At 73.3% G+C, this 25713-nt stretch carries 18 protein-coding genes; 7 read left to right on the forward strand and 11 right to left on the reverse strand.

Going from position 1 to position 25713, the window contains the following annotated elements:
- Window positions 1-129 precede the first annotated feature (129 nt).
- The 6 genes from H295_RS0114615 (at window position 130) to H295_RS0114640 (ending at window position 5684) form a co-directional block, all read left to right on the forward strand.
- Window positions 130-621: a single-stranded DNA-binding protein gene (locus tag H295_RS0114615; RefSeq protein ID WP_028809358.1), complete on the forward strand. Its 492-nt coding sequence runs from the start codon at window positions 130-132 to the stop codon at window positions 619-621.
- Window positions 622-885: 264 nt separating this feature from the next.
- A complete protein-coding gene (locus H295_RS0114620; protein WP_028809359.1) occupies window positions 886-2298 on the forward strand; it encodes a Cys-Gln thioester bond-forming surface protein in 1413 nt (470 codons plus the stop codon).
- A 33-nt stretch (window positions 2299-2331) separates the two neighbouring features.
- Complete coding sequence (locus H295_RS0114625; protein ID WP_028809360.1) at window positions 2332-2700, forward strand: hypothetical protein; 369 nt, start codon at window positions 2332-2334, stop codon at window positions 2698-2700.
- 238 nt (window positions 2701-2938) lie between these two features.
- Window positions 2939-4603, forward strand: coding sequence for an energy-dependent translational throttle protein EttA (ettA, locus tag H295_RS0114630; protein ID WP_020136079.1), 1665 nt, complete (start codon window positions 2939-2941; stop codon window positions 4601-4603).
- A gap of 2 nt (window positions 4604-4605) precedes the next feature.
- Window positions 4606-5019 carry an acyl-CoA thioesterase gene (locus H295_RS0114635; RefSeq protein WP_020136080.1) on the forward strand — a complete coding sequence of 138 codons (414 nt, stop codon included), beginning with the start codon at window positions 4606-4608 and terminating at the stop codon, window positions 5017-5019.
- Window positions 5016-5684 carry a hypothetical protein gene (locus tag H295_RS0114640; protein ID WP_020136081.1) on the forward strand — a complete coding sequence of 223 codons (669 nt, stop codon included), beginning with the start codon at window positions 5016-5018 and terminating at the stop codon, window positions 5682-5684. Before H295_RS0114635 ends, H295_RS0114640 begins: the two co-directional genes overlap by 4 nt.
- Window positions 5685-5699: 15 nt before the next feature.
- On the opposite strand, the gene H295_RS0114645 is transcribed toward H295_RS0114640, so the two are convergent.
- The 4 genes from H295_RS0114645 to H295_RS0114660 form a co-directional block, all read right to left on the reverse strand.
- Window positions 5700-6656, reverse strand: a complete 957-nt coding sequence (locus H295_RS0114645; protein WP_020136082.1) for an ABC transporter ATP-binding protein — start codon at window positions 6654-6656, stop codon at window positions 5700-5702.
- A 59-nt stretch (window positions 6657-6715) separates the two neighbouring features.
- Window positions 6716-9580, reverse strand: coding sequence for an FtsX-like permease family protein (locus H295_RS0114650; protein ID WP_020136083.1), 2865 nt, complete (start codon window positions 9578-9580; stop codon window positions 6716-6718).
- A 1-nt stretch (window position 9581) separates the two neighbouring features.
- Window positions 9582-12806, reverse strand: a complete 3225-nt coding sequence (locus H295_RS0114655; RefSeq protein ID WP_028809361.1) for an FtsX-like permease family protein — start codon at window positions 12804-12806, stop codon at window positions 9582-9584.
- Between the two features lie 212 nt (window positions 12807-13018).
- Window positions 13019-13432, reverse strand: a complete 414-nt coding sequence (locus H295_RS0114660) for a globin (protein ID WP_020136085.1) — start codon at window positions 13430-13432, stop codon at window positions 13019-13021.
- Window positions 13433-13500: 68 nt separating this feature from the next.
- On the opposite strand from H295_RS0114660, the gene H295_RS0114665 reads away from it, so the two are divergent.
- Window positions 13501-14481 (forward strand): methyltransferase domain-containing protein, encoded by a 981-nt coding sequence (locus H295_RS0114665; RefSeq protein ID WP_020136086.1) that lies wholly within the window; start codon window positions 13501-13503, stop codon window positions 14479-14481.
- A 14-nt stretch (window positions 14482-14495) separates the two neighbouring features.
- Here the strand turns inward: H295_RS0114665 and H295_RS0114670 are convergent, their stop codons facing one another.
- From H295_RS0114670 to H295_RS0114700, 7 genes are all read right to left on the reverse strand, one after another.
- The gene (locus H295_RS0114670; RefSeq protein WP_028809362.1) at window positions 14496-16430 is read right to left on the reverse strand and encodes an FHA domain-containing protein; all 1935 of its coding nucleotides are present in this window, start codon (window positions 16428-16430) and stop codon (window positions 14496-14498) included.
- 59 nt (window positions 16431-16489) lie between these two features.
- Window positions 16490-17836, reverse strand: coding sequence for a vWA domain-containing protein (locus tag H295_RS0114675; RefSeq protein ID WP_020136088.1), 1347 nt, complete (start codon window positions 17834-17836; stop codon window positions 16490-16492).
- Window positions 17837-17936: 100 nt separating this feature from the next.
- Window positions 17937-19250 (reverse strand): PP2C family serine/threonine-protein phosphatase, encoded by a 1314-nt coding sequence (locus H295_RS0114680; RefSeq protein WP_020136089.1) that lies wholly within the window; start codon window positions 19248-19250, stop codon window positions 17937-17939.
- Window positions 19251-21830: a serine/threonine-protein kinase gene (locus H295_RS0114685; protein WP_028809363.1), complete on the reverse strand. Its 2580-nt coding sequence runs from the start codon at window positions 21828-21830 to the stop codon at window positions 19251-19253. It abuts the gene before it with no gap.
- The gene (locus H295_RS0114690; RefSeq protein ID WP_020136092.1) at window positions 21827-23161 is read right to left on the reverse strand and encodes a hypothetical protein; all 1335 of its coding nucleotides are present in this window, start codon (window positions 23159-23161) and stop codon (window positions 21827-21829) included. Before H295_RS0114690 ends, H295_RS0114685 begins: the two co-directional genes overlap by 4 nt.
- A 56-nt stretch (window positions 23162-23217) precedes the next feature.
- The gene (locus H295_RS0114695; protein ID WP_028809364.1) at window positions 23218-24276 is read right to left on the reverse strand and encodes a glutamate ABC transporter substrate-binding protein; all 1059 of its coding nucleotides are present in this window, start codon (window positions 24274-24276) and stop codon (window positions 23218-23220) included.
- A 14-nt stretch (window positions 24277-24290) separates the two neighbouring features.
- Window positions 24291-25706 carry a hypothetical protein gene (locus tag H295_RS0114700; protein WP_051135555.1) on the reverse strand — a complete coding sequence of 472 codons (1416 nt, stop codon included), beginning with the start codon at window positions 25704-25706 and terminating at the stop codon, window positions 24291-24293.
- Between the last annotated feature and the right edge of the window lie 7 nt (window positions 25707-25713).

The raw sequence follows: 25713 nt of genomic DNA on the forward strand, positions 1-25713 counted from the left end.
CAGGGCGCAGCGGGCTCGGCCCGGCGGAGGCAGTCTGGCTTCGCGGCGATCGCGGTGACGCGGTCCCCGCACAGACGGCAACAGCCGTACGGGACGGGCCCGTACGCATGTCCGGGAGGGATGTCCGCGATGAACGAGACGATGATCTGCGCGGTGGGCAACGTGGCGACACAGCCGGTGTACCGCGAGCTGGCGACGGGCGCGTCGGTGCGGTTCCGGCTGGCGGCGACCGCGCGCTATCTGGACCGCGAGAAGAACGAGTGGACGGACGGACACACCAACTTCTTCACGGTGTGGGCCAATCGCCAGCTCGCCACCAATGTGTCCGGGTCCGTCAACGTGGGCGATCCGGTCGTCGTCCAGGGCCGGCTGAAGATCCGGGCGGAGGTACGCGAGGGGCAGCCGTCCTGGACCTCGGCCGACATCGACGCGGTGGCGATCGGCCACGACCTCGCCCGCGGCACCTCGGCCTTCCGGCGCACCCAGCGCGCGGAGACCGCGGGGCCGGGTGCGCCCGCGCGGCCGGAGCCCTCCTGGGAGACACCGCCGGCCGAGACCGAGGACCGGCGGGAGGCCGCCGCCGAGACCGAGGGCCGGCGGGAGGCCGTCGCGGTGACGTGACATCGGGCAGATGTCGGCACTCCGGCCGAAGTACGGCTTATCGGCGAATGCGTTCCGGACTCTTCTGGTCGACTTGTCGATAAGCCCTGCCGGTGAAAGGGCCTGGCGATAACGATTCCGAGTCGGATCGATCTTCCGACCGCATCCCGGGAAGAGCGGCACGACCGCGTCCCTAGGATGCCGAACACAGCTCTCGGGGCTACTGATTCTGCTGGTGGGACCGCCACCCCGCTCGTCAACGGGTCCTGCCCGAAGGGGTATTCCGTGTTTTCTGCGTTCTCTGCGCTGTCCGTGCGCGGACGGGGAGCGGCTCGCCTCGCGGCCGCCACGTTCGTCTCCGGCCTGCTCGCGGCCGGTATGGCGGTGGCCGCCGCCGGTACGGCCGCCGCGGACGGGACGGCACAGGACCAGAGAGGCGCGACCGCGACCATAGGGGGCCTGAAGACCTACGGCGAAGCGGTGATCCACGACACCGACGGCGATCTCCCGGTGCCCGCCGGGCTGTTCGAGATGTCCGTCGAGGGCGGGGGCACCCTGCAGACCTACTGCGTCGACCTCTACAACCCGACGCAGAAGGACGCCAAGTACCACGAGACCGACTGGAGCGGGACCTCGCTGGGGGCCAACAAGAACGCGGGGAAGATCCGTTGGATCCTCCAGAACTCCTATCCCCAGGTGAACAACCTCGCGGCGCTCGCCGCCCGGGCCGGTGTCTCCGCGGGCCTGACCGAGCAGGACGCGGCGGCCGGGACCCAGGTGGCGATCTGGCGCTACTCGGACGCCGCGAACGTGGACGCCGTCGACCCGCAGGCCGAGAAGCTCGCGGACTACCTGGAGAAGAGCGCCCGCGACCTCGCGGAACCGGCGGCCTCACTGACGCTGGACCCGCCCGCGGTCTCCGGCCGGCCCGGCGGGCTGATCGGCCCCGTGACCGTGCACACCAACGCGGCCGGTACGACGGTCACGCCGCCGGCCGACGCGGCGATGAGCGGGGTGCGGATCGTCGACAAGGACGGCAGGCCGGTGACCTCCGCGGGCAACGGCAGCGAGCTCTGGTTCGACGTCCCCGAGGACGCGGCGGCGGGCTCGGCCGGCCTGACCGTGCAGGCCTCCACCACCGTGCCGGTCGGGCGGGCCTTCGCCTCGGAGAGCCGGAGCCAGACCCAGATCCTGGCCGGCTCCAGCGAGTCGACGGTCTCGGCGACGGCGAGCGCGACCTGGGCGGAGCAGGGTGCCGTCCCCGCCTTGTCCGCGGCCCGCAACTGCACCAAGGGCGGCCTGGACATCACGGCCACGAACCAGGGCGACCAGGAGTTCGGGTTCGAGCTCATGGGCACGCAGTACGCCATCGCGGCCGGGGAGACCCGTACGGTGACGGTCCCGCTCCAGGAGGACCAGGCGTACGACTTCACCATCAAGGGGCCCGACGGTCTCTCGGAGCGCTTCACCGGAGTCCTGGACTGCCGCACCCGGAGCGCCGAGAAGGGCACCACGACCCAGACGCTCAGCGAGCCGAGCCCCGCCACGGTGGCGGCGCCCTCCGCCGACGTCAACCTCGCCGAGACCGGCGGCTCCGCGACGACGCCGCTGATCGCCGGTACCGCGATCGGGCTGGTCGTGATCGGGGGCACGTTCCTGGTCGTCACGGGCAGGAAGCAGAACCGGACGCACGACTGACCGCGACGCGCCGTCGCGGGCAGAATGGCCCGCATGACGAAGTCAACCGCGTCAGCGGCGCGTCACCCGTCCTCGGACTCCGTGCTGTCCCTGTGGTCGCAGGACTCGGTGCTGTCGATCGGCTCGGTGGGCTCGGTGCTCTCCATCGGCTCCGTGGGCTCGGCCCTCTCGGTCGGCTCGATCGGCAGCGCCCTGTCCGTCGGCTCGATCGGTTCGGCCCTGTCCGTGATCTCCACTGGGTCATGGCTGAGCATGGGGTCCCTGTTCTCGGCGCAGTCGACCTGGTCGGTGCTGTCGTGGCGCGGACACCGCGGCCTGATGCAGTCCGCGGGAGTCGGCGCGGGAGCGGTCGCCGTGGGGGCCGCGGTGTGGCTGGCGGTGCGGAGGAGCGCGGACGGGTAGGCGGCTGTCCCGGCGGATCCGTCCGGCAGCGGGGAGGGTCCTGGTCGTCCTGATCTCCCGGGCCTGCGGCACCTCGGCACTCGGCGACGCCCGGCACCGGCCGGCCGTCCACCGTCGGCCGCGGCGAACCCCCAGGTCACAGCCCCCCGACCGAACGGGTTACCACCCAACGCTGGACCTCAGGCAAGATGGGGTGTATCTGCCCACTGCCAGATTTCAAGCTGCCGGACGGTTTCTCTTGGCTGAGTACATCTACACCATGCGCAAGACGCGCAAGGCAATCGGCGACAAGGTCATCCTTGACGACGTCTCGCTGAACTTCCTGCCCGGCGCGAAGATCGGTGTGGTCGGCCCGAACGGTGCCGGTAAGTCCACGATCCTGAAGATCATGGCGGGGCTGGACCAGCCGTCGAACGGTGACGCGTTCCTCGCGCCCGGTTACACCGTCGGCATCCTCCTCCAGGAGCCCCCGCTCAACGAGGAGAAGACCGTCCTGGAGAACGTCCAGGAGGGTGTCGCCGAGGTCAAGGGCAAGCTCGACCGGTTCAACGAGATCGCCGAGCTGATGGCCACCGACTACAGCGACGCGCTCCTCGACGAGATGGGCAAGCTCCAGGAGGAGCTCGACCACGCCAACGCGTGGGACCTCGACGCCCAGCTGGAGCAGGCCATGGACGCCCTCGGCTGCCCGCCCGGCGACTGGCAGGTCACCAACCTCTCCGGTGGTGAGAAGCGGCGTGTGGCGCTGTGCAAGCTGCTGCTGGAGGCCCCCGACCTGCTGCTCCTCGACGAGCCCACCAACCACCTCGACGCCGAGTCGGTGAACTGGCTGGAGCAGCACCTCGCCAAGTACGACGGCACCATCGTCGCCGTCACCCACGACCGGTACTTCCTGGACAACGTGGCCGGCTGGATCTGCGAGGTCGACCGCGGCCGCCTGCACGGCTACGAGGGCAACTACTCCAAGTACCTGGAGACCAAGCAGACCCGTCTCAAGGTCGAGGGCCAGAAGGACGCCAAGCGCGCCAAGCGGCTCAAGGAAGAGCTGGAGTGGGTCCGCTCCAACGCCAAGGGGCGGCAGGCCAAGTCCAAGGCCCGTCTCGCGCGGTACGAGGAGATGGCCGCCGAGGCCGACAAGATGCGGAAGCTGGACTTCGAGGAGATCCAGATCCCGCCGGGCCCGCGGCTCGGCAGCATCGTCGTCGAGGTCAACAACCTCAGCAAGGGCTTCGGTGACAAGCTCCTCATCGACGACCTCAGCTTCACCCTGCCGCGCAACGGCATCGTCGGCGTCATCGGCCCCAACGGCGCCGGCAAGACCACCCTCTTCAAGATGATCCAGGGTCTGGAGACCCCGGACTCCGGCTCCATCAAGGTCGGCGAGACCGTCAAGATCTCGTACGTCGACCAGAGCCGCGCCAACATCGACCCGAAGAAGACCCTCTGGGCGGTCGTGTCGGACGAGCTGGACTACATCAACGTGGGCCAGGTCGAGATGCCGAGCCGCGCCTACGTGTCCGCGTTCGGCTTCAAGGGCCCGGACCAGCAGAAGCCCGCCGGTGTCCTCTCCGGTGGTGAGCGCAACCGCCTCAACCTGGCGCTCACCCTCAAGCAGGGCGGCAACCTGCTGCTCCTCGACGAGCCGACCAACGACCTCGACGTCGAGACCCTCAGCTCGCTGGAGAACGCGCTCCTGGAGTTCCCGGGCGCGGCCGTGGTCGTCTCCCACGACCGCTGGTTCCTGGACCGGGTGGCCACGCACATCCTCGCCTACGAGGGCGAGTCCAAGTGGTTCTGGTTCGAGGGCAACTTCGAGTCGTACGAGAAGAACAAGATCGAGCGGCTCGGTGCGGACGCCGCGCGTCCGCACCGCGCCACCTACAAGAAGCTGACCCGGGGCTGATCTTGCGGCACATCTACCACTGCCCGCTGCGCTGGGCGGACATGGACGCGTACGGCCACGTCAACAACGTGGTCTTCCTCCGCTACCTGGAGGAAGCCCGTATCGACTTCCTGTTCCGCCCGGAGAAGGACTTCAAGCAGGGGTCCGTGGTGGCACGCCATGAGATCGACTACAAGCGGCAGCTCGTCCACCGGCACCACCCGGTCGACATCGAGCTGTGGGTCTCGCAGATCAGGGCGGCGTCCTTCACCATCTCCTACGAGGTGAAGGACGACGACCTGGTCTACGTACAGGCCTCGACGGTGGTCGTGCCGTTCGACTTCGAGGCGCAGCGACCGCGCCGGATCACCGCTGAGGAACGGGAGTTCCTGGAGGGGTACCGGGACGAGGACAAGGAGGAGGCCGTCGCCGCATGACGGTGCTCCACCTCGCCGACGAGTCGGAGGCGGCCGACCTCGCCGCCTTCCTCACCCGGCTGCTCCACTACGACCGCTCGGCCGCGGTGCGCCTCCAGGGGACCGGCACCGCGCTCGCCGTCTTCGGACGGCCGCCGTCCTTCGAGGTGCTGGCGATCCGCGCGGTGCGGCTCGCGAAGCCGTACGAGAACGGGCTCGACGCCTCCCTGGACGTGACCGTGTCCGCCGGCGAGCTCCTGGAGTCCGTCGACGAGAGCGCGGGCACGGCGGTCGTGCCGGCGGCGGTGACCGGTCCGCCCTGGGCCGGGGTGCTGCCGCCGCGCGGCGGGTGGCAGCCGGTGAACGGCCTCCCGGCGCCCGAGGCGCTGCGCGCGCTCGTCCTCGCCGGAATCGCCGAATTCCGCTCCCGTACCGAGGAGTTGGGGCCCGAGGCGCGTACCAGGGCCGAACTCGACCGCATCGGGCGGGAGATCTGGTCCCGGACCGTGGCGGACACCCGGCTTCCCGTGCGGGCCGTGCACGCGGCCCAGTCGCTCGGGTTCCTGCGGCCCGGCGGTGAGTCGGGGCTGTTCTCCTCCGGAGCGTGGCTGCGGCTGCGCACGCCCTACGGCTCGATAGCCGTACGGCAAGGGGGACTCGGGACGCTCGGCGTCAGCGTGCGCTGACCGCCACGCCGCCCTTCAGTCCCGGTCGCTGTCGTCCGGCCACACCCCGATGTGGTCCGGTTCCAGTTCCAGCGCCACCCGGTCACGCATCCCCAGCGCCTCCGTGTGCTCCTTCGGGAGCTGGAGGCGGCCCGCGCGGTCCAGCATCGCGTACTCCCGCGCCACCACGGTCTCGTGGCCCGTGGTCGCGTCCACCTCGCTGCGGCGCAGGACCTCCGTGGCCGTACGGCCGTCCCTGATGGCCACCGCGCGGCGGACCTCCGAGGCCACGGCCTGGTCGTGGGTGACGATGACGATCGTCGTGCCGAGCCGCTCGTTGGCCGTGCGGAACGCGGCGAAGATCTGTTCCGCGGTGTGGGAGTCGAGTTCGCCGGTCGGTTCGTCGGCCAGCAGGACCGCGGGGTTGTTGGCCAGCGCGACCGCGATCGCCACGCGCTGCTGCTGGCCGCCGGACATCTGGTGCGGGCGGCGGTTGCGGCAGTCCGCGATCTCCAGCAACTCCAGGAGTTCCAGGGCCCGTTCGGTCTGGGCGCGGCGGGATGTCCGGGCGCCGGAGAGCTGGATGGGCAGGGTGATGTTCTGGGCCGCGGTGAGGTAGGGGAGCAGATTGCGGGAGGTCTGCTGCCAGACGAAGCCGACGGTCCTGCGGCGGTAGGCCAGGCGGTCCTTCGCGGTCATGGTGAGCAGGTCGTGGCCGGCGACCCGGGCCGCCCCCGCGGTGGGGGTGTCGAGGCCGGCGAGGATGTTCATGAGGGTGGACTTGCCGCTGCCGGACGCGCCCACCAGGGCGAGGAGTTCACCCTCGCGCACCAGGAGGTCGAGGCCCTGGAGGGCCTGGACCTCCACGCCGTCCGTGGTGAAGATGCGGACGAGCCGGTCGCAGGTGATCAGGGCGTCGTGGCCGTAGCTCGGGCGGTTGCGGGCGGCGGTCGCCCGCTGGGCCAGATCCGTGAGGGTGGGGTTCGTGGTCATGGGCCTTCTCCTGGACTGCGGTCCGGCATCAGGGCTGTTCAAGGGGCTGTCGCAGCGGTTCAGCGGGCGTCACCCGCTCTCAGTTCCGTCACCGACCCCCGTCGCCCCGACCACCAGGCCTGACCGACCCCCACCCCGACGGCCAGCAGCAGCACGGCCGCCGCCGGCAGCGCCAGCGAGAGCAGGTCCATGCGCAACTCCACCGCACCGGAACCTGGTTCGGCCGTGGGGAGGGCGACGGCGGTCAGGTCGATCCCGGGGGACAGCAGACGGATCGTGGCCCAGCCCGTGAGGGTGCCGCCCAGGGCGGCCAGGAACGCCTGGGGGAGGGACTCCAGGATCAGCAGGCGTCGGCCGGCCGCCCGGGTGAGGCCCATCGTGCGCAGGCGGGCCAGCAGGGCGGTGCGTTCGGGGGCCGTGCGCAGCAGGGACAGGAGGAGGGCGAGCAGGGCGTATCCCGTGCCGGCCGCCACCGCCGCCGTGTAGACGCGCTCGGCGCCGGTCTGGAGGGGGGAGTCGACGTAGGCCGCCCGCTCCTCGGACCGCAGGCGCACGGTCGCGGTCTTCGGGGCGGCCTCGCGCAGGGCCCTTGCGTCCAGGTGCTCACCGGTCAGCAGCAGCCCGGTCGGCCGGGCCGCCTCCGGGCTCAGGGCCGCCCGGTTCACGATCAGGAAGTCCGGGCCCGCGACCGCGGCGGTGCCGTCGAGGACGTCGGTGATGCGGACCGTGAGGGAGCTGCCGTCCGGGAAGAGGACCGGGAAGGGCCGCGTGCCATAGGTCTCGGCGGTGGCCCGGGAGGCCAGGGCCGGGGTCGCCGCGCCGGGGGCCGCTGCCCTCAACTCGCCCTGCGGGAAGGCGCCCAGGCCGGTCCGTGCCGACAGGGCAGCGTAGTCGGCGGGGTCCACCCCGACGAGCGGCAGCGGCTGCGCCCCGTCGCCCGGTTTCGCGTCGGTGACGCTCATCGCGGACAGGCCGCTCACTCCCGGCGTACGGCGCAGCCGGTCCGGGAGCCCCGACGGAAGCGGTGCCGCCGACTCCACGCGCGCGTCGGCGCCGACCGAGAACAGGGCGGCCTGGTCGCGGGCCTCCCGCACGCCCGCGAGGACCGAGCCGCCGAAGGCCGCCGTGGTCAGCGCGGTCAGCAGGGCGAGCAGCGGCAGCACGGCGGAGGCCGAGGTACGGCCCGCGCGGGCCAGGGAGAGGTGCGCCACCGCGCCGCGCAGCCGGGCGGCGGGCCGGGCCAGGCCGCGCAGCGGCAGCGGGTACACGCGGACCAGGAGCAGCGCCGCGATCACCCCCAGCAGCACCGGTGCCAGGGAGACGAGATCGCCCGCCGAGCCCGAGGCGCCGCGCCGCCGCAGCGACTCCACCGCCCCCGCGGCCAGCACCAGCAGCGTCAGCTCGACGACCGTACGGCGCCGGGACGGCCGTACGGATGCGACGTCCTCACGACCGGTGTGCACGCGGACCACACGGTGGGCGGCGGCCGCCCGCAGGGGAAGGGCCGCGCAGGCGACGGCGGTGACCGCTGCGGCGGCCCAGGCGGCGGCGCCGGCACGGTCCGCGGGAACCGCGAGCAGCGCGGCGCCGAGGCCGAGGGCGCCCGCCGGGACGGCGACGGCGGCCGTCTCGGCGAGGAGCCGGGCCATGAGACCGCGCAGGGAGACACCCCGGGCGCGCAGCAGGGCGAGTTCGGCCCGCCGGCGTTCGGCGGTCAGCCCGCCCGCCATCAGCAGGACGACGGCGGCGACCGTGCCGGTGCCGAACGCGGCGACGGCGACGAGCGGGGCGACGCTGTCGCGGATCCGTTCGTAGGCGATGAGGACGTCGTCGAAATCGGTGGTGACCTCGGTGCTGCCGTTGATCTCCGAGAGCTCGGTGGACGGGCCGTCGATCCCGCGGCGGACCTCCCGCAGCGCGGGACCGGCCTCCAGGGAGGAGATCGCGTGCCGCAGCGCCGGGATCTCGCGAGCCCGCAGGGCCCGTACATCGGGGGCCAGCTGCCAGTAGCGCTCGGGCCTTCCGTCACGGGCGAGCAGGGCGGGCCCGGCGTCCGGGGCGAGCAGCAGGGCGCCGACCCAGTACATGGCGGTGGACGGCAGGGGTTCGCGGATCACGGCCGGAGTGCGCAGCACGGTCTTGGTCGACCAGTAGGCACCCTGCGGGTCGCGCGGGGTGACGATGCCCGTGACCCGGACGGTGTAGATGCCGGCGTGCAGCACCGAACCGACCTTGATGTGCAGGGCCTTGGCCGTCTCCGTGCTGACCGCGGCCTCCAACCGGTCGGTCGTCGAGGTCACTTGGCCGTCGGCGCGCGGCAACCGCCCCTGGGCGACGGAGGAGTGGGCGGCGAGGCCGGACTGCGCGACCAGTGCCATCCGCGCGGGGTCTCCGGTCGGCCGCGGCAGCCAGGGGTCCAGGACCGGGACGTCGTCCGTGCTGCGCACGCCGTACGCCGACTGGCCCCGGTCGATGACGAGCGGTCCCGGGATCAGGGCGCGGACCTCGGCGTCCTGCGCGGCCAGCGCGTCCGGGCGCAGCGCGTTCTCGCGCAGGGCGGACGAGTCCATCGGGGAGGGCGGCGGGGCGTACACCTCGATGACGGTCCGGTCGGGGCGGGCCTGCTCGGCGGCCCGGCGCAGCCCGGAGTCCTCGTACCGGTCGACCGCGCGCGGGAACGCGGCCGCGAGGCACGCCGTCAGCGCGACCAGCAGCGCGAGCGCACAGGCGGCGCCGGTCGCGGACCGCAGCCGGGTACGGACCCAGGGGACATGGACCCGGAAGGCCGCGGGCCCGCCCGGCCCGGGGGGCGTGCTGTCGGTTTCGGTGGACGCTGCGGTGTCGCTCGTCGCGGACGGCTTGGTGCCGGTGTCGCTCGTTCCGGACGGCTTGGTGTCGGCGTCGCTCCGCCTGAACCACTTCATCTCACTCACTCCCCTCGCGCAGCGCCCGCGCAGGATCCGTTCGGCGTAGTGACAGTGCCGCCGTCACCAGGAGGGGGGCGAGGGCCACCGCCGCCAGGAGTGCGGCCGCCTGCCCGAGGGGGAGTTGGACCAGGACCGTGGGGACCGGCCGGGTCGCCTGGTCCGTGAGCACGATCAGCGGGATCACCGCCCGGGTCAGCACCGCGCCCAGCAACGCGCCCGCCAGCAGCGCCAGCAGCACCAGGACGCTCTGCTCCAGGGCGACCGCCCGGGCCAGCCGCCGGCGCGGGGACCCGAGGGCACGCAGTACGGCGAACTCCGCGCCCCGCTCCCGCAGCGACCCGGCCGCGCTCACCGCGAACCCGACCGCCGCCAGCGCCGCCGCCACTCCGGCCGCCGCCGTGAACGCGGCCTCGGGGCCCGCCCCGAACGGGTCGTCGCGCAGCTGCCCGGCGATCTCGTCCCGCACCACGACCTGCGTGGGGTCGATGTCGGGCTGCTCCCGCAGGGCCGCGGCGACCCGGTCCGCGGCGCCCGGCCGGGTCGACAGCCACCACTCGGTCGGCTCCACGCTCTCGCCGTACCGTGCCTGCAACTCCCGGTTCACGGACCGCAGATCGAGCAGCAGGGCGCCGCCGTTCTCCGTGGCGGTCGGCAGCTCCGCCACGGTCCGCACGATGCGCACCGACACGGTCTCACCGGCCAGCGGCACGTCCAGCCGCCCCCCGACGAAGGCGGCCGCCGAGTCCAGGAACTGCTGGGTGGCCACGGCCGTGACCTCGGCGGGCTTGGGCTGCGGGGCCTTCATCCGGACCGTGAGCACCCCCACGCTCCAGCTGTCGTCGGACGGGATGAATCCGGTGCCGTAGGCCGCCACCAGCCGCCCGGATCCCGAACTCAGCCTGGGCGGGGCGGGTTTGTTCTTGTCGTTCGGCGTCGAGGCCACCCCCTCGCTCTGCGAGGTGGCCTTCCAGTCGGTGGGCAACGGCAGGGGGCGGGTCTTCCCGTCGGTGCTCGTGGCGCTCAACTCGCTGACGGTGAGGCGGTGTTGCTCGGCGCTGCCGTGCGGGACGGGGACGACCAGCTCCAGGTCGGTGAGGGTCAGCGGGTTCCCGGGCAGGAAGGCGTCCAGCGCGTGGGGCCGTCCGTCGCCGGGGAGTTGGCCGATCAGGATCCGGTAGGGAGTGCCGTAGCGGTCCTCCAGGGTGACGGCGACCTGGACGGCGGTACTCGGGTCGGAACCGCTGAGGGCCACCGTCAGCCGCAGCCGGGTCGTGCCCGCGGGCACCGGTACGCCCGTTGTCGCGCCGCTGGGGCCGAGCCCCTGGAGGAAGGGCCCGGAGTGCAGGTCGGGACGGATCAGCATCGAGGCGCGCGAGGTGTCCAGGGCCAGCACCGTCGCCACCCGGCTGCCGGACAGCGGGAGTTCGGACCGGGCGGCGGGCGCGATCCGGCGTACGCCCGGGACGGCCGCGTACTCGTCGGTGCGGCCGAGCCCCGTGTTGCCGGCGGCCAGCACCCGCACCGGCGCCCCGGCACGGAAGTCGGCCTGGTCGGACTGCGAACGGTTCCAGGACGCGCCCTGTCCGATCGCCAGCATGCCCAGCGCCACCGCGAGCACGAGCAGCAACACCGGGCCGGCGCCGCGCATCGGACGGCGGGCGATCTGCCAGCCCGCCAGGGCCGCGCTCAGTCCGCGCCCGCGCGTCGCCCGGCGTTCGGCGAGCCGGGCCAGCAGCGGCAGCAGCCGCAGCGTCAGCACGGTCCCGGCGAGCAGCGCCAGCGCGGGCGCCGCGACCAGCAGCGGGTCCACGCCGAGCACACCGGAACGGTCGTCGGTCACGGCACCGGAGGTCTGTCGGCTGAGCTGGAAGTACGCCACCCCGGCCACGACCAGCAGCCCGAGGTCGGCGCCCGCGCGTACCGGCCCTGGCAGTGTCCGGGCACGGGTACGCGCGAACGACGAGGTCAGCGCGGGCAGGGTGACCGCCAGGGCACACCCGAGCGCGACGCCCGCCGTCACCAGCCACACCGCCGGCCGGCCGTCCCTCGGCACGTCGAGATGCAGCCCGATCCGGGCCAACGGGCCCCGCCCGGCCAGCAGCCGGGTCAGTGGGCCCGCCAGCAGCGGGGCGCAGACCAGTGCGGGCAGGGCGAGCAGCAGCGCCTCCAGAGCGGCGAGGCCCGCGATCCGGCCGCGGGAGCCGCCGCGCGCCAGCAACAGCCTGCTCTCACCGGCGCGTTCACTGCTCAGCAGCCCCGCCACCAGCAGCAGGGCACAGCCCGCCAGCAGCACCAGCTGGAGGGCGACGATCAGGAGGGTGGAGCGGGACAGCAGCAGGGAGCGGTCCGTGCGGTCGAGCACCTCGGGCAGGGCGGTCGACGCGGTCGTGGCGCCGCCGAGCGAGGGCTCCTTGCGCAGGGCCGCGTTCCCGGCGAGGGCAGCCTCGCGCAGGGCGTCGGTGCGCGTGGTCGTCACCGTCGCGAAGTCGGCCGACGCCAGCCAGCCCGACGTCCCGACGCTCACCGTCCCGTCGGTCAGCGCGCCGGAATCGGCGAGCAGGGGGCCGTACGTCGTGAAGTCGAGCTTGTTGACGCCCCGCCCGTGCAGGTCGTCGAGGAGCCAGTACGGGTCGTCGATGCGCACGGGCCGGTACAGGCCGGTCACCGTCACCCGCACCGGGGGGCCGCCCAGTCGGTCGGTGAGGGTGAAGCGGGCACCCGGGCGCAGGTCCAGGGCGAGCGCGGCGGCCTGCGGAAGCGCCACCTCCACCTGCCCGTCGGCCTGCCGCGGCAGCCGCCCCTCGGTCAGCCGCACCCGGCTGCGGTCCAGCGCGGCGAAATGGGTCAGATCGGGGTCCCCGGACCGCTCGGCCTCCGGCTGCAACGACCGGGGCAGCGCGTACGGGCCGGACCTGAGCAGGGTCCGCACGGTCACCGGCAGCCCGTCGAAGGTCTGCCGCGCCACTCGGCGTACGACGGTGTCGGCGGCCTTGCGACGGTCCTCGGGCACACCCGCCTTGACGACCAGGGCGGTGTCGGCGGCGTTCCGCCGGTCTCCCAGGGCGTGCCGCAGGGCCGCGTCGCCGATCGCGCCCGAGTAGGCGGTCAGGGTCGACAGGACCGCTGTGGTGAGCAGGACCGTGAGCAGTGCGGCCGCCAGCAGCAGCCGGTGCGCCCGCGCACGCAGGAACACCAGACGTGCGATTCCCCCGAACCCCGTCACGCGGCCCCCCGCCCGTGTTGTGACCTCCGGGCGAGGATGTCAGAGGCGAAGGTCACGGGTAAGCGCTTGTAGCCGGGACTTGACCCGATTGTGATCGGAATCCGGCGCCCCGCGACCGGAATCCGGCAATCAGTGAACGCTGGTCACGCAGAGGTGATCAGCCGGTGGTGATCAGTCGGGGTGCTGGGTCGGTGGTGTTCAGTCCGCGGTGTTCAGTCCGCGGTGTTCACCATCGAAGCGGCCGCGTACGTCAGGTAGTCCCACAGCTGTGTCCGGTGCGCCTCGGACAGCCCGAGCTCGTCGACCGCGACCCGCATGTGCTTCAGCCAGGCGTCGTGCGCCGCGCGGTCCACCGTGAACGGTGCGTGACGCATCCGCAGCCGCGGGTGGCCGCGGTTGTCGCTGTACGTCGTCGGCCCGCCCCAGTACTGCATCAGGAACAGCACCAGCCGCTCCTCGGCCGGCCCGAGGTCCTCCTCGGGGTACATGGGCCGCAGGACCGGGTCCTCGGCGACTCCCTCGTAGAAACGGTGGACGAGGCGGCGGAAGGTCTCCTCCCCGCCGACCTGCTCGTAGAAGGTCTGCGTCTGCAGCGTGCCGCGCCGGATCTCTTTCACGTCATCCATGGTCTCAGACGGGCCGGACGAGGACTTGAGGCTTAGGACCTCCGGTGCCCAGGGTGCAGAGTGGAGGTATGAGCGCGCACGCTCTCGACCGCGACCTCGCCGAACTCGCCGCCTCCGCACGGGCGGCGCTGGTGCGGGAGATCGACGCGAGCGGGGCATGGGCCGCCGACCCGGTGTGGCGGGAGGCCTTCGAGGCGGTGCCCCGGCACCTGTTCGTGCCGTACTACTACGTCGGCGTCAGGGGCGGCCACGAGCGGCGCTGGGGCGAGAGCCCGGATCCGCGCACCCGGGAGAGGTGGGTGCGCGGGGCCTACGCCGACGCCCCGCTGGCCACCCGGCTGCGCGACGGCGAGCTGCTCTCCTCCAGCAGCCAGCCCTCGCTGATGGCGATGATGCTGACCGAGCTGCGGGTGCGGCCCGGCGACCGCGTCCTGGAGATCGGCGCGGGCACCGGCTACAACGCGGCCCTGCTCGCCCACCGGCTCGGCGACGACCTCGTGACCACGGTCGACCTGGAACCGGAGATCACCGAGGCGGCCCGACGGCACCTGGCCGCGGCCGGCCACCACCCCGTCGTCGTGACCGGCGACGGAGCACGCGGGGTTCCCGAACGCGCCCCCTTCGACCGGATCATCGTCACCTGCACCCTGCCGTGGGTCCCGCTCGCCTGGCTCGCCCAGTGCCGGCCCGGCGCACGGATCCTGACCCCGCTCGCCACCGGACTGATCGCCCTGACCGTCCGGGACGCCGGGCACGCCGAGGGCCGCTTCCTGCCCACACCCGCCTACTTCGTGCCCCTGCGAGGAGCGGAGCGGCACGAGACGCGCCCGGTCGAACCGGGCGGGGTGCCGCGCGCGGCCCGGGAGAGCGAGCTGTACCGCTTCCTGCTGGAGCTGAGCCGGGCCGGCCTCGAACCACAGGAGGCGTACGCGCTGTGGGAACGCGAGGGCCGGCCACCCCGGGACCGCTACGGCGTCACGGTCGCCGGAGAGCGGGAGTGGGCCTGGCTGGACTCACCGGAGGGACCGTACGTCTGGCCCCTCCGGTGACGCGCTTGCCTTTTCTAGCCGCGCCTGATCGTGATCGTCGTCCACGCACCCACGTGGACCCGGTCGCCGTCCTGCAAGGGCACCGGCACGAACGGGGTGATCGGCTCCTCGGCGCCGTTGACCGTGGTGCCGTTCGTGGAGTTCTGGTCGACGACCGCCCACGAGCCGTCCGGCTGCTGCACCAGCACCGCGTGCTGGTGCGAGACACCCGGGTCCTCCGGCGGCACCGACAGGTCGACGTCGGGGGTGTCGCCGGTGGAGTGCCGGCGACGGCCGATGGTGACCTGGTTGCCGGTGAGCGTGCGCTGCTGCTCGGGGGAGTACGCGGGCAGGTTCAGGCCCGCGGCCTCCGGTCCTGAGCGCTGCATCATCGCCATGAAGTAGTCGCGGTCCGGGCCGATGGTCGCCGTCCAGGTCGCCGGGCCCTGCTGCGGGAAGGAGGGGCTGGGCGGGGCCTGGGTGGCGCCGGGCTGGGGGTAGCCGTAACCGCCGGGACCGCCCGGGCCGTTGCCGGGACCGCCAGGGCCGCCCGGGGCGGTGGAGGACGGCGGGGAGATGACCCAGTCGTCACCGCCGAAGGACGGACCGCCCTGCTGCGGACGGCCGGTCTCCTGCGGGAAGGCGGGCGGGGCGGAGGCACCCTGCGCCTGGAAGCCCTGCGGGGCACCGCTCGGGCCACCGGGACCGGGGGGCGGCGGGACCGGGCGGGAGGGGTCGGCACCGAAGTTCGGCGGACCGCCGGGGGCGCCGGGGCCGGGGCCACCGGGGAAGCCCTGCGGACCACCGGGGCCCTGGGAGCCCGGGCCGGGCTGGGTGGGAGGGCCGCCGCCGAAGCCCTGGGGGGCACCGGGGCCGCCCGGCCCTGAGGGGGCCTGGCGGGAGCCGGGCTGGGGGTAGCCGTAACCGCCGGGACCACCCGGGCCGCCTGGACCACCGGGGCCGGACGAACCGGGGCCGCCGGGGCCTCCCGGGCCGGAGGGGGCCTGCGGGGAGCCGGGCTGCGGGTAGCCGTAACCGCCGGGGCCGCCGCCGGGACCACCCGGACCGCCGGGGCCGCCCGGACCGGACGGGCCCTGACCGCCGGGGCGGGCGGGGTCGCCGGGGAAACCGGAAGGACCGGAGGAGCCGGGACGGGCGGGGTCGCCGGGGAAACCGGAGGGGCCGGGTGCGCCGGGGCGTCCGGAGTCACCCGGGAAGCCCTGCCGCCCACCAGGGCCGGACGCGCCTGGGCCGCCGGGACCACCCGGGAAACCGGAAGATCCGGAGCCGCCGGGAGCGCCGGGGCCGCCCGGGAAACCGGAAGGACCGGAGGAGCCGGGCCCGCCGGGGCCACCAGGTCCGCCGGGGCGGGACGGGTCGCCGGAGAAGCCTTGCGGGCCACCCGGAGCGCCGGGACCACCGGGGCCGGACGAGCCCGGACCACCGGGGCCGCCAGGTCCACCGGGACCACCCGGACCCGAGCGGCCCGACGGCTCAGAGCCGAAGGGGATCGGTTCCGCCGGGCGGTTCACCTGGGACGGGCGGGAGCCCTGGTACTCGTAGGAGTCACCGCCGCCGAAGGACGGGCCCGGGGCCGGCTGCTGCTGGAAGTGCGAGGGCGGGCCCCCGGAACCGGCCGGCGGACGCGGGGCGGCCGGGGTGTACGAGGTCGCGGTGTTCGTGAGGAAGTTCCACCGGCACTCCTCGCAGAAGGGCGCGCCGCCCTCCCGGGGCGTACGGCACTGCGGGCAGAGCTCCGGCTCCGGGTCCGGCACGGAGGACAGATGCGGACGTCCACCGGGCTGGCCACCGGGACCGCCGGGGCCACCGGGCGGCGGGAAGCCGTAGCCGCCCCCACCCTGACCGGGCGGCGGCGGAGGGGGCGGAGGCACGGCACCGGCCATGCGGTGACCGCAGACCTCGCACCAGTCGTCGGAACCCGACTGGTGTCCGTTCGGGCAGGTCGGCATGTCGGCGCTTCCCCCTCTCGGATCAGGGAACTTCTACGTCGGTGGCTGTCGGGAACTGTCTACTTCTTTACACGAACTGTCTTTGTCGACCGGGTTTCGAGAGTCATCTCGTCGGCCTCCTCGACCTTCGCCTTCAGTCGCACAGTACCTGTCGTGGCGTCGACCACGTCGACCACCTTCGAAAGCAGTTTCGCAGTATCGGCGTTCCCCGAGTCGTTCGCGAGCTGAACGGCCCGGCCCAGTTTGGCCGTTGCTCCATCGATATCGCCCGCTTTGCGCAGATCGAGCCCCTGCTGGATCGCCTGTGCCAGTTCGGCCTGGCCCGTGTAGTGGGCGACCTGGGGGTTGATCGAGGTCGAGGCCACCATGTCGTCGGTCCACACGGCCCGTACGAGACCCGGTGCGCCCAGGTTCCGGACCGTGCCGTCGGGTTGCGGGACCACCAGCGAGACGCGGGCGGCGAGCATCTCCTGGCCTATGTTCGCGGCCGGGACCTCGACGCACACGTGGTAGTCACGGGACTCGTCCCCCCAGGAGCCGGTGGGGTAGTCCCCGGCGCGCGGACCGGCCTCGGTACGGCGGTCGGTGAGCTCCTCGACGGTGGGCGCGACCTGCTTGACGAACTTGATCGTGGTGCCGACCGGGGTCCACACCCGCAGGGCGACGTCCGCGACCTCCTTGCCCATCGCCGCCTCCATCATCTGCGTGAAGTCGTCGGCCAGCCCGGCCGGGTCGGCGACGATGTCGGCCGAGCCGAGCAGGGCGGAGGCGATCCCTGTGACTTCTTTCACTTCCCAGTCGGTGCCCACGCCCCGTGCGTCACAGGTGAAACGACCGGCACAGGCGTCCAGGGCGGCCTTGAGGTCCTCGGGCGACTCGTGCTCGTTGCGGCCGTCGGTGAGCAGGATGCCGTGCCGGATGCCGACGTCCGCCGAGGACAGCAGCCGGTCGGCGAGCCGCAGCCAGGTGCCGATGGCCGTACCGCCGCCCGCGCTGAGCTTGCGCAGGGCCTGCTTGGCCTGGTCGCGGGTGGTGGCGTCGGCGACCGCGAGCCTGCCGCCGCCGGGATACACCTCCTTGGCCACATGGGTGCCGCCGATCACCGAGAAGTGCACCCCGTCCCGCAGGGTGTCGATCGCGGCGGCCGTGGCGTCACGGGCGTTGCGCATCTTCGTCGGCGGGTAGTCCATGGAGCCCGAGCAGTCGACCATCAGCGCCACCGCGGCGGACGGGCCCTGGCCCGCCGACCACAGATGGGGCGCGGCGGCCGCGCTTCCGATCGTGCCGCCGCCGGTCGCGGTCACCGTGACGATCGCGTTGACCTCGCGGCCGCCCTCGGGCAGGTACTCGTTCTGGTAGACGTCCAGCGAGAACTGCGGCACGTTCGACTTCGAGAAATTGGCCATGCCTACTCAAATCCCCCTCGCGCACCCCACGTCGGAGTGCTGACTGATGGCGGACCGGTCCCCTCCGGCCCGCGAGGCATCCCCGTGCGTGCTTTCGGCCTCAGGCCGATCCTGCCCCCTGCGAGGGGGTCGGGAACGGCACGACGGCCACTGTTACGTTGTCGTGGCCCCCGCCGTCCAGGGCGTGGCCCACCAGGACCCGGGCGCTGTGCAGCGGGCGCGCGGCGGCATCGGCCGGCACGGCCTCCGCCATCTCCTCCGCCGCCTCCGCGTAGTTCCACAGACCGTCGGTGCACACCACCACCACACCAGGCCGGTCCGGCTTGAAGGAAGCGGTGTGCGGGTCCAGTTCGTAGGCGTCCGCGCCCAGCCAGCCGGTGATCGCGTGGGCGCGCTCGTCGGCGTACGCCTCGGCCTCGTTCATCAGGCCCGCGGCGACCATCTGCGCGGCCCAGGAGTCGTCCTCGGTGAGCCGGGCCGGGGGTGAACTGCGGTCCGTGGGCACCCAGTAGACCCGGCTGTCGCCGACCCAGCCGACGACCAGCAGGCTCGGGGTGACGACCGAGGCGACGATCGTGCACGCCGGGGCGTTCTGGTGCGGCTGGTGCTCGCGGGCCGTGGCGGGCTCGCCGGCCAGGGAGTTGACCGCGCGGGAGGCCGCGACGATCGCCTCGTGCAGGGCCTGCTGCGGGTGGGTGCCCTGGGGCAGGGCCGCCTGAAGGGCCTCGGCGGCGGCCCGGGAGGCGGCCAGCGAGGCGTCGTCGGGGCGGGTCGCCGAGGACACGCCGTCGCAGACGACCGCGAAGGTCGCGGGCGCGCCGTCGGGCAGCACCGCGGTGCCGAGGCTGAACGCGTCCTCGTTGCGGTGGTGGCGCAGACCGCGGTCGCTCACCGCGGCGATCGGCCCGGTCTCCTGCTCCATGTGGTCGCGCTCACGGGGCTGGGCGTGCCCGCAGTTCTCGCAGTAGCCGTCGTCGTCGACGCGGCCGGCCCGGCAGGCCACGCACACCTTGGTTCCTTCGGCAGGGGTGGCCCCGCCCGCGGCCACCCGCGGGTCCGGCGCCTGGAGGGGGTACTCGTCCGGCTCCGGAGCCCGGTCGAAGCGCACCCCGGTGACGGGCGAGACGGGCGATCCCACGACCGGCCCCGACTGCGGGGGCGGCGCGGGCAGTTGGTGGCCGGACGGGCCGGAGCCGGGCGGGCCGGCCGGCCGGTGGACCTCCGCCGCGGGGAGCACCTCCCCGGGCCAGGCGGCTCCCGGCGGGACGCCGTTCATGGCGAGCGTCGGGCTGTCGTCCGGCCGTGCCGGCACGGCGGACAGGTCGTATCCGCACGCACCGCAGAAACGGTCACCCGACTCGAGGGGCTCCTCACAGCTCGGGCAGGCGGACAGCTGGGGCATCTGCGACATCAACTACACCCACGTCCGGGGGCGGTAACGGTTTGCTCGTTCCACCAGGTCGATCCTCTCCTCGCCGCCCCGCGCCAACCGGGCCAGCGTGCGGTACGAACGCTCCAGGCCGAAGCGCAGTCCTCGCTCGTCCAGTCCGCTGCCGAGCAGCGCCCGTCCCCCGGCGGCGGGGGACCCGGGATCCTGGCCACCGGAGAGTATCCAGTCCAGGGCCGAGCCCAGCACCTCCGCGGACAACTGCTCGCGCCGCGCCGGATCCAGTCCGTACGCGTCCAGCGCCTCGACCTGCCCGGCGGCGGCGGTCAGGTCGTCCAGGAAGGGTACGTCCCCCGCGGTCGCGGTGCGGCCTCGCAGCCGTGCGCGGACGGCTGCGACCCGGGCGGCGGTGTAGTGGATGGAGGACTCGGGGACCGACTCCAGCGTCCGTACGGCACTACGGCGGTCCCCGGTGGCGAGGTGGACGCGGGCCAGGCCGAACGCGGCGCTCACATAGCTGGGGTCGGTCGACCAGACCAGCCGGTAGTACTCGGCGGCGTTGTCGAGCTGGCCCAGCACCTCCGCGCACAGGCCGAGGGCGAGCTTGGGCGCGGGCTCGCCCGGGAAGGCGTCGTAGATCGCGTCGAAGGCCAGGGCCGCGGCCTCGTGGTCGCCGGTCACCAGGGCCGCGACGCCCCGGTACCAGACCACGCGCCAGTCGTCGGGCCGTTCGTCCTCCAGGTGCCGCAACGCCTCGTCGGCGGTGTGCGCGTCGCCGTTCTCCAGCCAGGCCCGCACCTGCCGCAGCCGTGTCTCCGCGGACGGGGCCGGCGCGGCCGAGAGGGCGCCGAGGAGCTCGGCGGGCGCGGTCGTCATGAGCCCGGCGAGGAAACCGGCGTTGGGGTCGGTGGGGTCGACGTGCGGGACGGGCAGGGCCAGCGCGGCGGCGGGCGCGTCGACCGGCTTGACGAGCGCCTTGGGGGCGGGGGCGCCGGGGCGCTCGGAGGCGGGGGCGCCCGCGGTGCTCCCGTTGCCTGCGGGGCTCGCGGTGCTCGCGGGAAGGGCGGGACGTCCCGCGGCCGTTCTGCGACCCCAGCGGCCCTGCGGGGCCACCCGCGCCCCGAGCCGGGACACGTCCTCCTCCAGCCTCGGGCACAACTCCGTGTCCGTGACCCGTACTTCGGGACCGAAGAGGGTGGACAGGGAAGGCCTGGCCCGCCCGGTCTGGAGCGAGACGACCTCGCGCAGCACGCCCGTCAGCTGCTCCGCCATCTCCTGGGCCGAGGCGAAACGACGGGCCGGGTCCGGGTCGGTGGCGCGCACCAGCAGCCGGTAGAAGGACTCGTACTGGCGGAAGACCTCGATGTGGTCGGGGTCGGGCAGCGAGTCGACGAAGACGTTGGTGTAGCCCTGGAAGTCGAAGGTCAGGACCGCGAGGGTGCGGCCGACGGTGTAGAGGTCGGAGGCGATGGACGGGCCGACGTCCGCGACCTCGGGGGCCTGGTAGCCGACCGTGCCGTAGATGGCCGACTCGTCGTCGTCCATCCGGCGCACCGCGCCCATGTCGATGAGCTTGAGCTGGTCCTCGGTCTGGATGGCGTTGTCGACCTTGAAGTCGCAGTACAGCAGGTTGCGGCTGTGCAGGTGGCCGAGCGCCTCCAGGGCCTCGATGCCGTACGCGCACGCCTGCTCCACCGGCAGCGGGTCCCGCTTGCCGTCGGCCGAGCGGCGGCCGTTGGCGATCTCCTTGAGCGACTTGCCGCCGACGTACTCCATGACGATGTAGCCGTCGAGGGAGCCGGTGCGCTGGTCGAGGTGTTCGACGAAGTTGTAGATCCGCACGATGTTGGCGTGCTCGATCTCCGCGAGGAAGCGCCGCTCGGAGATCGCCGCCGCCATCGCGTCCTGGTCGCCGGTGTCCAGCAGGCCCTTGAGGACCACCCAGCGGTCGGACACCGCGCGGTCCACGGCGAGGTAGACCCAGCCGAGGCCGCCGTGCGCCAGGCAGCCCGCGACCTCGTACTGGCCGTGCACGATGTCGCCGGACCGCAGCTTCGGCACGAAGGAGTACGGGTGGCCGCACTTGGTGCAGAAGCCCTCCGTGCGTCCGGACCGGTCCCCGCGCGAACGGCCCACCGGCGCCCCGCAGTCGGAGCGCGAGCAGAACCGCTTGCGCTCGGGCACCTCCGGGTTCTCCAGGACCATCACCCGCGGGTCGGGCCGCGGCACCCCGGGCACCTCGACCAGGCCCGCGCCGAGCCGGCCGCGCCCGGTCGAACCCGCCGACGAGCCGGAGCTGCGCACCGACACGGAACGGCCCGTGGACTTCCCCGAGACCGAGCGCGACAGCCGTCCCGACACCGAGCGCCGGGACTTCGACGAGTGCGACGACGTACGTGAGGAACCGCGGCCGGTGGGGCGGGAACCGCCGCTGCTCCGGGAGTCCCCGCCCTCGCCCGTGGTGCCGCTGGGCACCGAGCCGGCGCGGCCGCTCCCCGAGACCACCGGCGCGAGGCCGCAGGTGTCGCAGTACAGCTCCCCGCCGCCCATGTCCTCGTACGTGCCCTCGCAGCCGGGCCGCTGGCATGGCTGCTGTTCCTGACTCATGACGTCGACTCCCCCCTGCTGTCCTCGGGACCGCTCTGCTGTGGCACCCGAGGCGGGCTCAGCAGTTCGGCCGCCGCGTGCTGGTACCGCAGCACGGCCTGTTCGGCGACCCTGAGGTCGCAGGGCGCGCTCCACAGCATCCGTCGGGCCGCGTCGTAGCGCTCGATCAGGAAGGGGTCCTCGGCCAGGCCGTGCCGGGCGACCTTCGCCTTGTAGGCGTCGAGCCGGCCGCGCAGCTCCGCGCGGACCGCGAGCGGCGCGGTGACGGCCGTCAACGACTCGCGGGCGCGCAGCAGTTCGTCCTCCGCCTTCTGCTCGAGGGACTCCAGGAGCGGGGACAGGCGGTGCCACTGGGCGTGTCTGCGGTACTCGGCGGCGGTCGCCAACTGCTCCTGGAGTGCGGTCGGCGGCCCGCTGACGACCGGCACCTCGGTGGCGGCGATCTTGGCGAGGACCTCCCCGCGCGCGGTACGCGCCTCGGCGAGCGTGCGGTCCGCGCGGGAGAGCACGTCCCGCAGCTTGACCAGGCGGGCCTCCGCGTCCTGCCGGACGGTGAGCACGGCGTCGATCTCCCGGCGCACCTCCTCCAGGGCCCGCGCCTCGCGGTCGTACGCCGTGGTGTCCGGCCGGCCGCCGCCCGGCGCCGAACTGCCCTGGGCCCGCTGCCAGAAGGCGAGCGGGTCGGAGATCACCTGCTCGCGCAGCGAGGTCAGGGTGCGGGTGATGCGCTCCAGGTCGTCGCCGGCCGGGTGTTCGCCGGGGCGGACGCCGACGGAGTGCGCGAGCCTGCGGGTGCGCTGGAGTTCGGCGGACAGCAGGTCTATGCGGGCGGGCAGCGCCGACCACACCGCGTCGGCGGCGACGACGATGTCCAGGCTCGTGGCGTACAGCTCGTTCATCCGCTCCACGAGGGTGACGAGCGTGAACTGTTCGCTGAGCTTGCTCGAACTGCCCTGGAGAGTGGGCGCGTTGGCCGTGGCGGTGGCGGAGCCCGCGACCGTCACCCCCTCGCCGCGCAGCAGTTCGGTCAGCTCCACCAGGTCCTCACGGCTGGACCAGCGGCGCCGGGAGCGGATCTCGCGGGCCGCACGCAGGGCGTCCGAGTACGCGTCGAAGTACGCCCACAGCAGGGTGATCGAGGCGTCGGCGGACTCCCAGCGCTCCTTGGTCACGCCGGTGAGGTCGGCACCTTCCAGGAGTCTGCGGCCCGCGTGGTCCTGGAGAGCGAGGAGCGAGGTCTCGATGGCCTCGTGCTCCGCGCCGAGCCGCGCCAGCGCACGGTCCACCTCGTCCCGGTCCATCACCGGCCCGGGGGGTCCCGTGACGCCCATCGATCACCTCTCGCTGCTGAAGGGTTGCCCAGTGGTTGTTCGTCTTCGGCCGTTCGTCAGCTCTTGCGCAAGTACTTCGGGGGCGGCGGCTGCGACTCCGCCGAGCTCTTGTCCAGTGTGGCGGACAGCCACCTGTCGTACGAGGCCTGCCAGCCGTCGGCGGTGTCCTTGCGGTAGTCCACCAGGATCTGGTTGACCCGCCGCACCAGATCGTCGGCGTCGCTCTTCATCGCCACGCCGTAGTACTCGGTGGTGAAGGGGGCGGTGCCCTTCAGCTCGACCGTCGGGTCCTGGGCGGCCTGGCTGGCGCCCAGCGCGCCGTCCGTGACCACGGCGTCGACCTCGCCGAGCTGGAGCCGGACGAGGCAGTCCAGCTGGTTGGGGACGGTCCTGATGTCCTTCGCGGCGACGTACTTCTTCGTGCCCTCGTCGTCCTCCAGCTGGGAGAAGGCGGTCGAGCCCGCCGCCACGCAGACCTTCTTCCCGGCCAGGGTGCCGTCGTAGCCCTTGACGGCCGAGGACTTGGGGGCGAGGACCTGCTGACCGGTCTTGAAGTACGGCGCGGAGAACGCCACGTCGTCCAGGCGCTTGCAGTTGATCGTCATCGTGCGGACGACCATGTCCACGTAGCCCTTCTGGATCGCCGGGATGCGCTGGTTGGTGGGGATCGCCTTGAACAGCACGGCGTTCGGGTCGCCGAGGATGTCCTGCGCGATCCGGTGCACCAGGTCGATGTCGAAGCCCTCGAGGTCGGCGCCGGGCCCGCCGTTGGGGTTGCGGTAGCCCCAGCGGTAGCTGTTCTGGTCGATCCCGACCCACAGCTTGCGCTGCGCGCCCTTGCGGGCCTTGATCCTCTCTATGGTCGCGCCGTCCTGGCCCGACGGGGACAGGGTCTGGTACTCGGGGTGCGCCTTCTTCGCCGGGTCGTCGCACGCCTTGCCGTCCGCCGCCTGCTGGGCGTGGGCCAGCTCGGAGCCGCCGGTGCCGCCGTCGCCCTGGGAGCGGGCCAGCGGCAGCAGCAGGGCGAGGGCGAGCACCAGGGCGCACACGGCCGCCATCGCTCCGACGCCGCCCCAGCCCTCGAGACCGGTCCGCACCCGTCCACGTATCCGCATCGTCACGCCCCCTCTCACCGGTACTCCGACAGCCTGCGCCCGATGCCGAGGACCGCGCCGGCGGCGCCCAGCACGGCCAGGACGGCGGCTCCCGCGGACAGGCCGGTCATCGCACCCAGGCCGTCGTCCGCCGACCGCCTGAACTCCTTCTCCTCGTGCTTCAGGGCGAGGTCGAGGTTGTGGTCGACGCTGTCGAAGCACTCGCGCGTCGCGCCCTTGTCACCTATGACCTGGTCCAGCGCCGCCTTGTAGTTGCCGTCGTTGTCCCGGTCGCGGGCGGTCCTGTGGCGCTGCTTCCACACCGCCATGTTGCCCTCGGCCTCCGTGACCGGCTTCCTGCCCACGGTGTCGTCGGCCAGCTTCGACGCCGTGGCGAGACCCTTGCCGAGAGCGTCCATGTTCTGGTTGAAGGCGTAGTCGTAGGCGTCGTAGGTGGTCTCCTTGCCCTGGGCGTCCGTCACCACCTTCGTCTCCGCGCCGCGGGACACCAGGGTGAGGTTCTCGTTGCCGCGTGCCTTCAGGGAGGCGATCCGGGCGTCGTGCAGCACGTTGAGCGAGCGCACGCCGTGGTCGTAGGAGGCGTTCAGGCCCGCGCGCGCGAAGCCGTGGCCGACGACCAGCCACAGCAGGACCACCGTGGCCGTCGCGGTGGCGGCGACCAGGCCGTGGTTGAGGACCCGGTTGGTGCGCCGGTAGTTGCGGTGCTGGGCCCAGGCCAGGCCGGCGAGCGCGAGGACGCCGAGGCCGATCGCGGCCCACGGGTAGGGCGTGGCGCCGGCGTAGTCGGCGCGCAGCCGCTGGTTCTCGCTGGTGTAGAGGTTCTGCGCCTTCGGAAGCATCTGCTGCTGCATCTTCTCGTTGGCGTAGCGCAGATAGGCGCCGCCGACCGGGAAGCCCTGGCGGTTGTACACACGGGCCTGCTCCACCAGCCCCTTGTACTCCGGCAGCAGGGTGTTGAGCTCGGCCACGGTCTTCGCGGCCGGGGAGCCCGGGTCGGAGTTCGAGGCCGCCTCGACCAGACCGGCCGCGGCCTTGCTGATGTCCCTCTCGTAGCGGTCGCGGGAGGCGGCCGACTCCTGGCCACCGCTGAGGAATCCGCTGGAGGCCGTGGTGTTGGCGTCGGCCAGGTACAGGTAGATGTCGGCGGCGGCGCTGCTGAGCGGCTGGCTCTTGTGCAGCACGTCGTCCGCGGCCACGGCCCGGTCGTTGGTCTGCCAGGCGGTCACCGCGCCGAAGAGGACGACGAGCAGGGCGAGCCCGGCGCCGATGATCCGCAGCCGGCCCGGTTCGGTGGTGGCGGCCGCGCGCAGCTGGTCGAAGCCCTCGGCGAAGGCCGTACGGCGGCGGACGGGCACCTCGGCCGCCGGTACGGGCGGCGGTGGTGGCACGACGGGTGACGGCCCCGTCGGCTGCGGTGGCACGGACGGCATCGTGGGC

It is taken from the genome of Streptomyces sp. 351MFTsu5.1 (assembly GCF_000383655.1).
GTDB lineage: Bacteria > Actinomycetota > Actinomycetes > Streptomycetales > Streptomycetaceae > Streptomyces > Streptomyces griseorubiginosus.

Excerpts from the sequence above, each read along its gene's own strand:
- H295_RS0114625 (WP_028809360.1), top strand. The coding sequence starts at position 2,332 with ATGACGAAGTCAACCGCGTCAGCGGCGCGTCACCCGTCCTCGGACTCC.
- H295_RS0114695 (WP_028809364.1), bottom strand. The coding sequence starts at position 24,276 with ATGCGGATACGTGGACGGGTGCGGACCGGTCTCGAGGGCTGGGGCGGC.
- H295_RS0114690 (WP_020136092.1), bottom strand. The coding sequence starts at position 23,161 with ATGGGCGTCACGGGACCCCCCGGGCCGGTGATGGACCGGGACGAGGTG.
- H295_RS0114670 (WP_028809362.1), bottom strand. The coding sequence starts at position 16,430 with ATGCCGACCTGCCCGAACGGACACCAGTCGGGTTCCGACGACTGGTGC.
- H295_RS0114685 (WP_028809363.1), bottom strand. The coding sequence starts at position 21,830 with ATGAGTCAGGAACAGCAGCCATGCCAGCGGCCCGGCTGCGAGGGCACG.
- H295_RS0114645 (WP_020136082.1), bottom strand. The coding sequence starts at position 6,656 with ATGACCACGAACCCCACCCTCACGGATCTGGCCCAGCGGGCGACCGCC.
- H295_RS0114660 (WP_020136085.1), bottom strand. The coding sequence starts at position 13,432 with ATGGATGACGTGAAAGAGATCCGGCGCGGCACGCTGCAGACGCAGACC.
- H295_RS0114665 (WP_020136086.1), top strand. The coding sequence starts at position 13,501 with ATGAGCGCGCACGCTCTCGACCGCGACCTCGCCGAACTCGCCGCCTCC.
- H295_RS0114675 (WP_020136088.1), bottom strand. The coding sequence starts at position 17,836 with ATGGCCAATTTCTCGAAGTCGAACGTGCCGCAGTTCTCGCTGGACGTC.
- H295_RS0114640 (WP_020136081.1), top strand. The coding sequence starts at position 5,016 with ATGACGGTGCTCCACCTCGCCGACGAGTCGGAGGCGGCCGACCTCGCC.
- H295_RS0114650 (WP_020136083.1), bottom strand. The coding sequence starts at position 9,580 with ATGAAGTGGTTCAGGCGGAGCGACGCCGACACCAAGCCGTCCGGAACG.
- H295_RS0114615 (WP_028809358.1), top strand. The coding sequence starts at position 130 with ATGAACGAGACGATGATCTGCGCGGTGGGCAACGTGGCGACACAGCCG.
- H295_RS0114700 (WP_051135555.1), bottom strand. The coding sequence starts at position 25,706 with ATGCCGTCCGTGCCACCGCAGCCGACGGGGCCGTCACCCGTCGTGCCA.